Source organism: Pseudomonas sp. 478 (assembly GCF_003254125.1).
Classification (GTDB): Bacteria; Pseudomonadota; Gammaproteobacteria; order Pseudomonadales; family Pseudomonadaceae; genus Aquipseudomonas.
On sequence record NZ_QKZG01000010.1, the window covers coordinates 29,314 to 42,869 of the forward strand.

At 58.5% G+C, this 13,556-nt stretch carries 13 protein-coding genes and 1 tRNA gene; 6 read left to right on the top strand and 8 right to left on the bottom strand.

Features of this window, described 5'->3' with window-relative positions:
• Positions 1-300: 300 nt before the first annotated feature.
• Positions 301-1,521, top strand: a complete 1,221-nt coding sequence (locus tag DFS28_RS20835; RefSeq protein WP_111451262.1) for an MFS transporter — start codon at positions 301-303, stop codon at positions 1,519-1,521.
• A gap of 172 nt (positions 1,522-1,693) precedes the next feature.
• Here DFS28_RS20835 and ychF read toward each other — a convergent pair whose 3' ends face one another.
• From ychF to DFS28_RS20875, 8 genes are all read right to left on the bottom strand, one after another.
• Positions 1,694-2,794 (bottom strand): redox-regulated ATPase YchF, encoded by a 1,101-nt coding sequence (gene ychF / locus DFS28_RS20840; protein ID WP_008011955.1) that lies wholly within the window; start codon positions 2,792-2,794, stop codon positions 1,694-1,696.
• 22 nt (positions 2,795-2,816) lie between these two features.
• Entirely contained in the window at positions 2,817-3,401 is a 585-nt protein-coding gene (gene pth, locus DFS28_RS20845; RefSeq protein WP_111451263.1) for an aminoacyl-tRNA hydrolase, read from the bottom strand.
• Positions 3,402-3,570: 169 nt separating this feature from the next.
• Entirely contained in the window at positions 3,571-4,173 is a 603-nt protein-coding gene (locus tag DFS28_RS20850; protein ID WP_111451264.1) for a 50S ribosomal protein L25/general stress protein Ctc, read from the bottom strand.
• Positions 4,174-4,314: 141 nt separating this feature from the next.
• Positions 4,315-5,256, bottom strand: a complete 942-nt coding sequence (locus DFS28_RS20855) for a ribose-phosphate pyrophosphokinase (RefSeq protein WP_003208392.1) — start codon at positions 5,254-5,256, stop codon at positions 4,315-4,317.
• A 45-nt stretch (positions 5,257-5,301) separates the two neighbouring features.
• Positions 5,302-5,376, bottom strand: a tRNA-Gln gene (locus DFS28_RS20860).
• Positions 5,377-5,413: 37 nt separating this feature from the next.
• Positions 5,414-6,265 (bottom strand): 4-(cytidine 5'-diphospho)-2-C-methyl-D-erythritol kinase, encoded by an 852-nt coding sequence (ispE, locus tag DFS28_RS20865; protein ID WP_111451265.1) that lies wholly within the window; start codon positions 6,263-6,265, stop codon positions 5,414-5,416.
• A gap of 2 nt (positions 6,266-6,267) precedes the next feature.
• Positions 6,268-6,885, bottom strand: coding sequence for a lipoprotein insertase outer membrane protein LolB (gene lolB, locus DFS28_RS20870; RefSeq protein ID WP_111451266.1), 618 nt, complete (start codon positions 6,883-6,885; stop codon positions 6,268-6,270).
• Between the two features lie 4 nt (positions 6,886-6,889).
• A complete protein-coding gene (locus DFS28_RS20875; RefSeq protein WP_111451267.1) occupies positions 6,890-8,614 on the bottom strand; it encodes a tetratricopeptide repeat protein in 1,725 nt (574 codons plus the stop codon).
• Between the two features lie 182 nt (positions 8,615-8,796).
• Between DFS28_RS20875 and hemA the strand changes: the two genes are divergently transcribed.
• Genes hemA through murI form a run of 5 tightly spaced genes read left to right on the top strand, consistent with a single transcriptional unit; the run spans position 8,797 to position 13,529 of the window.
• Positions 8,797-10,086: a glutamyl-tRNA reductase gene (gene hemA / locus DFS28_RS20880; protein ID WP_111451268.1), complete on the top strand. Its 1,290-nt coding sequence runs from the start codon at positions 8,797-8,799 to the stop codon at positions 10,084-10,086.
• Positions 10,083-11,165 carry a peptide chain release factor 1 gene (gene prfA / locus DFS28_RS20885; protein ID WP_111451269.1) on the top strand — a complete coding sequence of 361 codons (1,083 nt, stop codon included), beginning with the start codon at positions 10,083-10,085 and terminating at the stop codon, positions 11,163-11,165. Before hemA ends, prfA begins: the two co-directional genes overlap by 4 nt.
• The gene (prmC, locus tag DFS28_RS20890) at positions 11,166-11,996 is read left to right on the top strand and encodes a peptide chain release factor N(5)-glutamine methyltransferase (protein WP_111451270.1); all 831 of its coding nucleotides are present in this window, start codon (positions 11,166-11,168) and stop codon (positions 11,994-11,996) included.
• Positions 11,990-12,745: a molybdopterin-synthase adenylyltransferase MoeB gene (locus DFS28_RS20895; protein ID WP_111451271.1), complete on the top strand. Its 756-nt coding sequence runs from the start codon at positions 11,990-11,992 to the stop codon at positions 12,743-12,745. The genes prmC and DFS28_RS20895 overlap by 7 nt, the downstream gene beginning before the upstream one ends.
• A complete protein-coding gene (gene murI, locus DFS28_RS20900) occupies positions 12,738-13,529 on the top strand; it encodes a glutamate racemase (RefSeq protein WP_111451272.1) in 792 nt (263 codons plus the stop codon). Before DFS28_RS20895 ends, murI begins: the two co-directional genes overlap by 8 nt.
• Positions 13,530-13,556: the final 27 nt, after the last annotated feature.

Below are 13,556 nucleotides of genomic sequence, written 5' to 3' on the forward strand. Positions count from 1 at the left end.
TTGGCGTGCGTCGCAACCGTTGCGGTCGCGACCTGTGCCCTTCTAAAAGGCCTCGAAAGTTCACCCTCGTCAGCTCTGTAGGCCGACTCTGTAGCGAAACTTCCCATTCTCGGTCCCTTTGTAAGGGGCCGCGTTGAAGCGGATTACCAAGGCAAGATTCAGACCATGGCGTTGCGCTATCACCTTTTCAGCGATGAAAATCGAGGTCGTTAGCAGGCTAAGGGGATGGCGCTGCTGCACTGAAAAATGGCACATTGACGCACCTGCCCGTGTGCACCCATCTGTTGTACGGAAACTCTTATGGCTATCAGCAATGTCCAGACCGGCGCGCAGCCGGCATCCGCGACTTCACAAAGCAGCCCTTTGGTCATGCGCATTATCGGCGCCGTGGCGCTGGCGCATTTGATCAACGACTTGATCCAGTCGGTGCTGCCGTCGATCTATCCGATGCTCAAGGCCAACTATGGCCTGACGTTCACCCAGGTTGGCCTGATCACTTTGACGTTCCAGCTGACGGCTTCGCTGTTGCAGCCGTGGGTCGGTTACTACACCGATCGGCACCCCAAACCCTGGCTGCTGCCCGCCGGGACGGTTTGCACCTTGATTGGCATTTTGATGATGTCGGTGGTCGGCACCTTCCCGTTGATTTTGCTGGCGGCAGGGTTGATCGGTATCGGCTCCTCGACCTTTCACCCGGAGGCTTCTCGCGTGGCGCGACTGGCCTCGGGCGGGCGATTTGGCCTGGCGCAATCGACCTTTCAGGTGGGTGGTAATGCCGGTTCGGCCTTCGGTCCGTTGCTCGCCGCCGCGATCATCATTCCATTCGGTCAGGGCCATGTGGCCTGGTTCGGACTGTTCGCGGTGTTTGCGCTGTTCGTGCTTTATCGGATCAGCCGCTGGTACGCCAATCACTTGAGCCTGTTCAAACTCAAGCAAGGCCAGGCGGCGACGCATGGCTTGTCGAAGAACCGCGTGATCAGTGCACTGGTGGTTCTCGGGTTGCTGGTGTTCTCCAAGTATTTCTACATGGCCAGCTTCACCAGTTATTTCACCTTTTACCTGATCGAGAAATTCGACCTGTCGGTAGCGAGTTCGCAGTTGCACCTGTTCCTGTTTCTCGGCGCGGTAGCGGCGGGGACCTTCTTCGGTGGACCGATCGGCGACAAGATCGGGCGTAAGGCGGTGATCTGGTTCTCGATCCTCGGCGTAGCGCCGTTCACCCTGATCCTGCCTCATGTCGACCTGTTCTGGACCAGCATTCTCAGCGTCGTGATCGGTTTCATCCTGGCGTCAGCATTCTCGGCAATCGTGGTGTATGCGCAAGAACTGGTGCCGGGCAATGTCGGGATGATTGCCGGGGTGTTCTTCGGATTGATGTTCGGCTTTGGTGGGATTGGTGCAGCGTTGCTCGGGCATTTGGCGGACATACACGGTATCGAATACGTGTACTTGCTGTGTTCGTTCCTGCCGTTGTTCGGTGTGCTGGCGATCTTCCTGCCAAGAACCAAAAAGGCCTGTTAGCTCACCGCTCTGTAGGAGCAAAGCTTGCTCGCGATGGCCGTTACGAGATTTACCAGAAGCACCGCGTTATCGTTCATCGCGAGCAAGCTTTGCTCCTACAGGAATTTGAGGCACAAAAAAGCCGCGTCTAAACGCGGCTTTTTCCTGGGCGGGTGCTTCGTTCTAAATAAAGTTACACGTTAAAACGGAAGTGCATCACGTCGCCGTCTTTAACGATGTAGTCCTTGCCTTCCAGACGCCATTTACCGGCTTCTTTGGTGCCGGCTTCGCCCTTGTACTGGATGAAGTCGTCGTAGGCGATGACTTCGGCGCGGATGAAGCCTTTCTCGAAGTCGGTGTGGATCACGCCAGCGGCTTGCGGTGCTGTGGCACCTACGCGGACGGTCCAGGCGCGGACTTCTTCGACACCGGCGGTGAAGTAAGTCTGCAGGTGCAGCATTTCGTAGCCAGCGCGGATGACGCGGTTCAGGCCAGGTTCTTCTAGGCCCAGGGCTTCGAGGAACATGTCTTTCTCTTCGCCGTCTTCCAGTTCGGCGATTTCGGCTTCGATCTTGTTGCAGACCGGAACCACCATGGCGCCTTCTTCTTCGGCGATGGCTTTGACGATGTCCAGCAGCGGGTTGTTCTCGAAACCGTCTTCAGCGACGTTGGCGATGTACATGACCGGCTTGGTGGTCAGCAAGTGGAAGCCACGAATCACCGCTTTGTCGTCGGCGCCCATGTTCTTCATCAGCGTACGGGCAGGCTTGCCGAGGGTGAAGTGAGCGATCAATTGCTCCAGCAGGCCTTTCTGGACCACGGCGTCCTTGTCACCACCCTTGGCGTTGCGGGCGACTTTCTGCAGTTGCTTCTCGCAGCTGTCGAGGTCGGCAAAGATCAGTTCCAGGTCGATGATTTCGATGTCGCGTTTCGGGTCGACGCTGTTGGAGACGTGAATCACGTTCTCGTCTTCGAAACAGCGGACTACGTGCGCGATGGCATCGGTTTCACGGATGTTGGCGAGGAACTTGTTGCCCAGGCCTTCACCTTTCGAGGCGCCGGCTACCAGGCCTGCGATGTCGACGAATTCCATGGTGGTCGGCAGGATGCGCTTTGGATTGACGATGGCCGCCAGGGCTTCCAGACGTGGATCCGGCATCGGCACGATACCGGTATTCGGCTCGATGGTGCAGAAGGGGAAGTTCTCGGCCGCGATCCCGGATTTGGTCAGGGCGTTGAATAGGGTGGACTTGCCGACGTTAGGCAGGCCGACGATGCCGCAATTGAATCCCATGGTGTTTTCCCCGAGGAGTGAGTCAGGCCTTCTGGCTGTGCAGGTTTTTCATCGCGCGGTTCCATTCCCCGGCGAGGATATCCGGCAGCACGCCGAGGGCAAAGTCGATGCTGGCATCGAGTTTTTCCTGTTCGGCGCGTGGCGCACGACCCAGGACGAAATTTGAAACCATACTGGCAACGCCCGGGTGGCCAATGCCAAGCCGCAAGCGGTGAAAGGTATTCTGATTGCCCAGTTGCGCGATGATGTCGCGCAACCCGTTGTGACCGCCATGGCCGCCGCCCTGTTTGAGCTTGGCAACGCCGGGTGGCAGGTCGAGTTCGTCATGCGCCACCAGGATTTCTTCAGGCGTAATGCGGAAGAAGCCGGCAAGTGCCGCGACGGCCTGGCCGCTGCGGTTCATGTAGGTGGTGGGAATCAGCAGACGAACATCCTGACCTTGATGCGAAAAGCGCCCGGTCAGGCCGAAATATTTACGATCCGCCACAAGGTTTACGCCTTGTGCGTTCGCGATGCGCTCAACAAAAAGGGCCCCTGCGTTATGCCGGGTCTGTTCGTATTCAGCGCCTGGATTTCCCAGGCCAACGATCAGTTTGATGGCAGTCACGATAGGGGCCCTTCCTTGGAGTGGTGGATAACATCGCCGCGACAGGTGTGTGCGGCGAAAGTGGACGACAAGTGCTCATTTACCATTATGTAAACTCCGCGTTCTCGCCCGCTTTCTCGCTACGCTCTAGTCCGCGATGTTTCCGGTCACTCCGGCGAACAGAGTGAAATTACTCTGCTGCGCCTTCTTCAGTAGCTTCTGGAGCAACACGTGGAGCGTGGACGTTGGCAACAGCCTTGTCATCACCGTGTACCAGAGCAACAAACTCAACGCCTTTAGGGGCTTTGAGGTCAGACAGGTGAATGATCGAGCCGATTTCGGCGTTAGCCAGGTCGACTTCGATGAATTCAGGCAGGTCTTTCGGCAGGCACGAAACTTCGATTTCAGCAATAACGTGCGAAACTTCGCCGCCTTTCTTGATCGGCGCTTCTTCACCAACAAAGTGTACAGGCACGATAGCGGTCAGTTTCTGGCCAGCTACAACGCGTACGAAGTCAGCGTGCATCACGTGGCCTTTGGCCGGGTGACGCTGCAGAGCTTTGATGATTACGTTTTGCTTGGTGCCGCCAACGTTCAGCTCGATGATGTGGCTGTAAGCCGCTTCGTTTTCGAGCAGTTTGGCAACTTCTTTAGCCAGCATGCTGATGGATTCAGGGGCTTTTTCGCCACCGTAAACTACAGCAGGTACCAGGCTTGCGAGACGACGCAGGCGGCGGCTCGCACCTTTCCCCAGGTCGGAACGCACTTCAGCATTCAGAGTAAATTCGTTCATGTTGTATCTCCAAAATAACCACATTCGCCCCAGCGTTTGCGACCAGCGCTAAAGGCGATATGGGCAAAAAAGCCCCGCCCCGACAGGAATGCCGGGGCGGGGCGCTTTTCGTCAACGAAATATTCGAGAAGGGCAGGGCCCTTAACGGAACATCGCGCTGATCGATTCTTCGTTGCTGATGCGGCGAACCGCTTCGGCAACTACCGGCGCGATATCCAGTTGACGGATACGCGAGCAGGCTTGAGCAGCAGCGGACAACGGGATGGTGTTAGTCACCACCAGTTCGTCCAGCATTGAGTTTTCGATGTTTTCGATCGCCCGACCGGACAGCACAGGGTGTGTGCAGTAGGCGAAAACCTTGGCAGCGCCATGCTCTTTCAGGGCCTTGGCCGCGTGGCACAGAGTGCCGGCGGTATCGACCATGTCATCGACCAGAATACAGGTACGCCCTTCGACATCACCGATGATATGCATCACTTCAGAGTGATTGGCTTTCTCACGGCGTTTGTCGATGATCCCGAGATCCACGCCCAGGGATTTGGCAACAGCACGTGCACGCACGACGCCGCCAATGTCCGGGGACACGATCATCAGGTTTTCGAAGCGCTGATCTTCAATGTCATCCACCAATACCGGGGAGCCGTAGATGTTATCTACCGGAATATCGAAGAAACCCTGGATTTGGTCAGCATGCAGATCAACCGTGAGAACACGGTCGATGCCGACTACGGTAAGCATGTCAGCAACGACTTTCGCGCTGATAGCCACACGTGCGGAACGCGGACGGCGATCCTGACGGGCATAACCAAAGTAAGGAATAACAGCAGTGATACGAGTAGCCGAGGAGCGGCGGAAGGCATCAGCCATCACTACCAGTTCCATCAGGTTATCGTTAGTCGGAGCGCAAGTCGGCTGAATAATGAAGACATCTTTACCGCGGACGTTTTCATTGATCTCGGCGGTAATTTCGCCGTCGGAGAACTTACCGACAGAGATGTCACCGAGAGGGATATGCAGCTGACGTACAACACGCCGAGCCAGATCGGGGTTAGCGTTCCCCGTAAAGACCATCATCTTGGACACGCGCAGTACCTAGAGGCTGAGGGTAACCTGGATGAGTATAGAAAATGGCAGGGGCGGCTGGATTCGAACCAACGCATGGCAGGATCAAAACCTGCTGCCTTACCGCTTGGCGACGCCCCTGTATCTGTTGCAACGAGTACCCAGTACTCGATTCCTTTTAGAGCAGACTTTGCAGCTTGCGATGCAACATCGAAACGTTGCTTCCCTTTGCTACAAACCCTGTAAGGGTCTCTGTAAGAAGGGCCGAGACTTTATCAGCTTCAGCTTTGCTTGGGAAGCCCCCAAACACACAACTTCCAGTTCCGGTGAGTTTTGCTTCGGTAAATTTACCTAACAAATTCAAAGCGTTACGTACATCTGGGTAACGCCTTGCTACCACCGGTAAGCAGTCATTTCGACTGTTTCCCTTGGGAACGGGGCGCACTTTAATGGGAGAAGAGTTACGTGTCAACAACGGATCTGAAAAAATTTCTGCTGTACTTACAGAGACTTGCGGCACAAGCACGAGATACCACGGTTCTTCGGGGTCTACAGGGGTCAGTTTCTCCCCCACGCCTTCTGCAAAAGCCGCGTGCCCACGCACGAAAACCGGGACGTCCGCGCCAAGCGTCAGGCCCAGCAAGGCCAACCGATCCTCATCCCAACCCAGTTGCCAGAGATGATTGAGGCCGAGCAAAGTCGTCGCGGCATTTGAACTGCCGCCACCGATTCCACCGCCCATGGGCAGAATTTTTTCGATCCAGATGTCGATACCGAGGGAACAACCGGATTGCTCCTGAAGTTTTTTTGCAGCTCGAACAATCAGATTGCTGTCGTGAGGAACGCCATCGAATTCGGTGTGCAGTCGAATGACACCGTCATCACGAACGGCGAACGTGATTTCATCGCCGTAATCGAGAAACTGAAAAATAGTCTGCAACTCGTGATAACCGTCTTCACGGCGACCGAGGATGTGCAGCATCAGATTGAGTTTGGCCGGGGAGGGCAGCGTCAAGCGCGGAGCGGTCATGTTCACTGCCCCAGTTTGCGAGGTTGCCATTCCTTGATCACCAGCGTGACGTCAAGGTCGGTGCCGTGCAGTTTGATCCGCTCGGGCAGCCAAAAGCCGTTTTGCTCGGCATAGCTGAGGTATTCGACCTGCCAGCCATCCTGCTCAAGATTGGCCAGGCGGCTGTCGGCATCCAGTGTCAGACGGCTTTTGCTGTCCGGAGCCGGGAGCCCGCGAACCCACCAGGCCAGATTGGACACCGGTAACTTCCAGCCCAGTTGTTCTTCGACCAGCACTTCAGGCGTCGGCGCTTCATAGCGGCCCTGGTTGGCGACTTCCAGCGAGACCTTGCCGGGGCGGCCGGTCAGGCGTGCTGCGCCGCGACCCAGGGGGCCGGAGAGGCGAATGTCGTAGTAATCCTGTCGCTGCAGCCAGAACAACGTGCCGCTGCCCGAGTCTTTCGGGGCGCGAATGCCGATCTTGCCGTTGATCTGCCAGCCGTCGAGGCTGGTCAGTTGCTGTTTGTACTCGCGCCATTGGGCCGGGTTGCCTTTGCCCTGGACCGATTCGCGGGCACCGAAGCCCGCGCAACCGGCGAGCAGGGCGATGAAGCTGAAAACAATGAGGTGGCGCAAAAACATAATCTTAAAGAGTCTCTGATCCGGTCAGGCGCTTGATGGTGCTGCGCAGGATGGGGCTGTCGGGCTGTTCCTTGAGGAACTTGCTCCAGATTTGTTTGGCTTCCCGTTGCTTGCCATTGGCCCACAGGACTTCGCCCAGGTGCGCGACGACTTCCTGATCGGGGAAGCGCTCCAGCGCCTGGCGCAGCAGGCGTTCGGCTTCGTCGAAGTTGCCCATGCGGAAGTTCACCCAGCCGAGGCTGTCGAGTACCGCCGGGTCTTCCGGATTGATCTTGTGCGCCTGTTCGATCAAGGCCTTGGCTTCGGCGTAGCGCGTCGTACGGTCGGACAGGGTGTAACCGAGGGCGTTCAGCGCCATCGCGTTGTCCGGGTCGCGCTTGATGATCAGGCGCAGGTCTTTTTCCATCTGCGCCAGGTCATTGCGTTTTTCCGCTTGCATGGCGCGGGTGTACAGCAGATTCAGATCATCCGGGTATTGCTGCAAGGCTTGCTTCAATACATTCCAGGCCTTGTCGGGCTGTTTATTGGCGGACAAGGTTTCGGCTTCGATCAAATACAACTGGATCGCGTAATCGGGCTGTTCATCGCGCTCCGCAGCCAAGCGGCTTTGGGCTTCGGCGGTCTTGCCGTTGTTCATCAGGATATCGGCCTGACGCAATTGCGCCGGCAGGTAATCGTTGCCCGGGCCGACCTGGGCGTACTCGATCAGCGCGCCTTGAGGGTCATTGCGCTCTTCTGCGATACGACCGAGGTTCAAGTGCGCCGAATCGACGTGGCTTTCCCGGGCAATCAGGTCTTCCAGATAGCCCTTGGCCTCCTTCCAGGCCTTGGCTTCCAGGCAAACCAATGCCAGGGAGTAACGCAGTTCGTCGTCTTCGGGGTACTGCTGAACCAGGCTCGAGAACTCGGCTTTGGCGTCGTCCATGCGGTCCTGTTCAACCAGCATGCGCGCATAAGTCAGGCGCAGGCGTTTGTCGTCCGGGTATTTCTTGATGCTTTTTTGCAGCAGCGGCAAGGCTTCATCGCCACGACTGAGGGTCTGCAGCAGGCGTGCGCGCAACAGAATCGGTGCTATTTCGCCTTCGTCCGGAGGATTGTCTTCCAGCAGGCCCAGCGCACCCTTGGCGTCACCGTCCTGTTGCATCAGCAAGGCTTTGCCGAAAATCAGCTGACTGTTGTTCGGATGGCGCTGCAATAAACGGTCAAAACTTTTCATCAAGCCGTTGCGCGTGTCCTGGTCGGTATCGGCCGCAGACAGGGCGAGGAAGTCGAAATGCGTGTCGCCCTTGCCTTGCAGGACCTTCTCCATATAGGCCATGGAGTCGTCATAACGCCCGGCACGAGCCAGTTGCACGGCAGCGGCCCGTTGCGCCTCGAGGTCTTGCGGCGCGTTTTTCGCCCAGATCAACGCAGTGTCCAGGGCAGCCTGATCGGCGCCCAAGTACTCGGCGATACGGAATGCCCGCTCGGAGATGCCCGGATCCTGAGTGTTGATCGCCTGGGTCACGTAGTTGTCCAGGGCAATGTCGAAACGATTGCGCTGGCCAGCCAGTTCGGCGCTCAACAGACTGAAGATGGTTTCTTCACTGAATGAGCTGTAAACCTTGGGCTTTTCAGGGGCCGGAGTGCTGTCTTCGACCGGCGGCGTACCGTCCGACGAAACGGGTGCCAAGGCCTGGCAGCCGCTGAGGAAGACAAAAGCGAGGAGCAACGCGGAAGATCTATTCATATAGGAAGAGGACGACTAACCTGCGGTCGGATCATCATGACACAAGCCTTCGGCCAAACATAACCGTGTCTCAATTGGCGCCTTTATAGAGGCAGGTCATTGGGACAATAGTCAGCGGTAGTTGTTCTGGCTCTGTCGAAGTAGGACAATTGCCGGCTTCACGTCACCATCAGCGACCTTGAATGGCCTTCCTTGCACTCGGTATTAACCACAAGACTGCTTCAGTAGACGTCCGCGAGCGCGTGGCCTTTACCCCTGAGCAGCTGGTGGAGGCTTTGCAGCAGCTCTGCCGACTGACCGACAGCCGCGAAGCTGCGATCCTCTCCACCTGCAATCGCAGTGAACTCTATATAGAACAGGATCACCTTTCGGCGGACGTCATCCTGCGCTGGCTGGCCGATTATCACCATTTGAGCCTCGAAGAGCTGCGCGCGAGCGCTTATGTGCACGAAGATGATGCGGCAGTTCGTCACATGATGCGGGTGGCCTCCGGGCTCGATTCGCTGGTGTTGGGCGAACCGCAGATTCTCGGTCAGATGAAATCGGCCTACGCCGTGGCCCGCGAGGCCGGCACCATCGGTCCGTTGCTCGGGCGGCTGTTCCAGGCCACCTTCAATGCGGCCAAACAGGTGCGCACCGACACCGCCATCGGCGAGAACCCGGTGTCCGTGGCGTTTGCCGCGGTCAGTCTGGCGAAACAGATTTTCAGCGACCTGCAACGCAGCCAGGCCTTGCTGATCGGCGCTGGCGAGACCATCACTCTGGTCGCCCGCCACCTGCACGAGTTGGGCGTAAAGCGCATCGTCGTTGCCAACCGCACCCTGGAGCGCGCGAGCATTCTGGCCGAGCAGTTCGGCGCCCACGCGGTGTTGCTCTCGGACATCCCGGCGGAACTGGTGCGCAGCGACATCGTTATCAGCTCCACCGCCAGCCAGTTGCCGATCCTGGGCAAGGGCGCGGTGGAAAGCGCCTTGAAACTGCGCAAGCACAAGCCGATCTTCATGGTAGACATCGCCGTCCCCCGGGATATCGAGCCGGAAGTCGGCGAACTGGACGACGTTTACCTGTATAGCGTCGACGATCTCCACGAAGTGGTCGCCGAGAACCTCAAGAGCCGCCAGGGCGCAGCCCAGGCGGCGGAAGAGATGGTCTCGATCGGTGCCGAAGATTTCATGGTTCGCCTGCGTGAACTGGCGGCGGTGGATGTGCTTAAGGCCTATCGCCAACAAAGCGAGCGCATGCGCGACGAAGAATTGCAGAAGGCCCAGCGCATGCTGGCCAACGGCAGCAGCGCCGAAGACGTGCTGGTGCAGCTGGCGCGGGGCCTGACCAACAAACTCTTGCACGCACCGAGCGTGCAGTTGAAAAAGCTCTCTGCCGAAGGCCGCCTCGATGCGCTGGCCATGGCCCAGGAACTCTTTGCCCTGAATGAGGGCTCATCGGATAGCTTTTCGGATAAAAAACCGCAATGAAAGCGTCACTGCTCAATAAGCTGGACATCCTCCAGGACCGTTTCGAGGAATTGACTGCCTTGCTTGGCGACGGCGAAGTCATTTCCGATCAGGCCAAATTCCGCACCTATTCCAAGGAATACGCGGAAGTCGAACCGATTGTCGAAACCTATAAACAGTTGCTCAAGGTGCAAAGCGATCTCGAGGGCGCCCAGGCGCTGCTCAAGGACAACGACCCGGACATGCGCGAAATGGCCGTGGAAGAAGTCCGCGAAGCCAAAGAGCAACTGATCGACATCGAAGCCAGCCTGCAACGCATGCTGCTGCCCAAGGATCCGAACGATGGGCGTAACGTGTTCCTCGAAATCCGCGCCGGCACCGGCGGTGACGAGGCGGCGATTTTCTCCGGCGACCTGTTCCGCATGTATTCGCGTTACGCCGAGCGTCGCGGCTGGCGGGTGGAAATCCTCTCGGAGAACATCGGTGAACACGGCGGCTTTAAAGAAGTCATCGCCCGCGTCGAAGGCGACAACGTCTACGGCAAGCTGAAATTCGAATCCGGTGCCCACCGCGTACAACGGGTTCCCGCTACCGAATCCCAGGGTCGCATCCACACCTCGGCCTGCACCGTAGCCGTGTTGCCCGAGCCGGACGAGCAGGAAGCAATCGAGATCAACCCCTCGGATTTGCGCATCGATACCTATAAATCCTCCGGTGCCGGTGGTCAGCACGTTAACAAGACGGACTCGGCGATCCGCATCACGCACTTGCCGTCCGGTATCGTCGTCGAGTGCCAGGAAGAACGTTCCCAGCACAAGAACCGCGCCCGGGCGATGTCCTGGCTGTCGGCCAAGCTCAACGATCAGCAAACCAGCGCCGCCGCGAACGCTATCGCCAGCGAGCGTAAGTTGCTGGTCGGTTCGGGCGATCGCTCGGAGCGAATCCGCACATACAACTTTGCCCAGGGGCGGGTCACCGACCACCGGGTCAACCTGACGCTGTATTCCCTCGACGAAATCCTCGCGGGTGGCGTCGATGCGGTGATCGAGCCGTTGCTGGCCGAGTACCAGGCCGACCAATTGGCAGCGATAGGTGAGTAAATGACGATCATTGCCAGTTTGTTACGCGCCGCCGACCTGCCAGATTCGCCGAGCGCGCGCCTGGATGCTGAGTTGTTGCTGGCCGCTGCGTTGGGCAAGTCCCGCAGTTTTCTGCACACCTGGCCCGAGCGCATCGTTCCAAGCGAAGCGGCACTTAAATTTGCCGAGTATTTGCAGCGCCGCCGTGGCGGTGAGCCAGTGGCCTACATCCTCGGTCAACAAGGTTTCTGGAAACTTGATCTGGAAGTGGCGCCGCATACGCTGATCCCGCGCCCGGACACCGAGCTGTTAGTGGAAGCGGCGCTTGAACTTCTGCCAGCCACACCTGCCAAGGTCCTCGACCTCGGCACCGGCAGCGGCGCCATTGCGTTGGCCCTGGCCAGCGAGCGTCCGGCCTGGAAGGTGACCGCCGTGGATCGCGTGCTCGAAGCCGTGGCCCTGGCCGAGCGCAATCGCCAGCGCTTGCATCTGAACAACGCCACCGTGCTGAGCAGTCATTGGTTCAGTGCGCTGGAAGGTCAGCGTTTTCAGCTGATCATCAGCAACCCGCCTTACATTGCATCCGCCGATCCGCATCTGGTGGAAGGCGATGTGCGCTTCGAACCAGCCAGTGCCCTGGTGGCTGGCGTCGATGGGCTCGACGATCTGCGTCTGATCGTCGCCCAGGCGCCGGATTATCTGGAAGCGGGCGGTTGGCTGATGCTTGAACACGGTTACGATCAAGCCACTGCGGTACGCGATTTGCTGCTGACCCGCGGCTTTGAAGAAGTCCATAGCCGCGCCGATCTGGGCGGTCACGAACGTATCAGCCTGGGGCGCCTGCCGTGCTGAATGATCAGGAATTGTTGCGCTACAGTCGGCAGATTCTGTTGCAACACGTCGACATCGACGGCCAGTTGCGACTGAAAGAAAGCCGCGTGTTGATCGTCGGTCTTGGCGGCCTCGGCTCGCCGGTTGCGCTGTATCTGGCCGCCGCCGGCGTCGGTGAATTGCATCTGGCGGACTTCGACACTGTCGACCTGACCAACCTGCAACGCCAGATCGTCCATGACACCGACAGCGTTGGCCTGAGCAAGGTCGACTCGGCGATCCGCCGACTGACTGCAATCAATCCCGAAATTCAGTTGATCGCCCATCGCACCGCGCTGGACGAAGATTCCCTGGCCGCCGCCGTGGCCCCGGTGGATCTGGTGCTGGACTGTTCCGACAACTTCTCCACCCGCGAAGCGGTCAACGCTGCGTGTGTCGCCGCCGGCAAACCTCTGGTCAGCGGCGCAGCGATTCGGCTGGAAGGGCAGTTGTCAGTGTTTGACCCGCGCCGTCCGGAAAGCCCGTGCTACCACTGTTTATATGGTCACGGCAGCGAAGCCGAACTGACCTGCAGCGAAGCCGGCGTCGTAGGGCCATTGGTTGGCCTGGTGGGCAGCCTTCAGGCACTGGAAGCCATGAAGTTGCTGGTGGGTTTCGGCGAGCCGCTGGTGGGGCGCCTGTTGTTGATCGATGCCTTGGGCTCGCGCTTCCGCGAATTGCGGGTCAAGCGTGATCCGGGCTGCAGCGTTTGTGGTTCGAAGCATGCGTGAAGCGCCGATTGGCGTGTTCGACTCCGGCGTCGGTGGGCTTTCGGTGCTGGCCGAGATCCAGCGTTTGCTGCCCAACGAGTCACTGTTGTATGTCGCCGATTGCGGGAATATTCCCTACGGCGAGAAAACCCCGGAATTCATCCGTCATCGCTGCAGCGTGATGGCCGGTTTTTTTCAGCAGCAGGGCGCCAAGGCCTTGGTGCTGGCTTGCAACACGGCGACGGTCGCTGGCGTTGCCGACTTGCGACGCGATTATCCCGAGTGGCCCATCGTCGGCATGGAGCCGGCGGTCAAACCGGCCGCTGCCGCCACCCGCAGCGGTGTGGTCGGTGTGCTCGCTACCACCGGCACCTTGCAGAGTGCCAAGTTCGCCGCGTTGCTCGACCGATTCGCCACCGATGTGCGCGTCATCACTCAGCCGTGCCCCGGCCTGGTGGAGCTGATTGAAAACGGCGATCTGCACAGCGAGGCATTGCGCCAGTTGCTGGCCAGGTATGTCGAACCTCTGCTCGGCGCCGGGTGCGACACGATAATTCTGGGCTGCACGCATTATCCTTTCCTAAAGCCGTTGCTTAAGCAGATGATCCCCGATGACATCAGCTTGATTGATACCGGCGCCGCTGTAGCGCGGCAACTTCAGCGATTGTTGGCCGAGCGGGAATTGCTTGCCGAGGGGCCTGTACGTGCGGCACAGTTCTGGACGAGTGCCGATCCAGAGCATTTCAGAAATATCTTGCCGATACTGTGGAATACCGCTGGCGTTGTGCGAAGCTTCAAGGAGTAAACAAAACTCGGGGCAAGCGAGTAATTG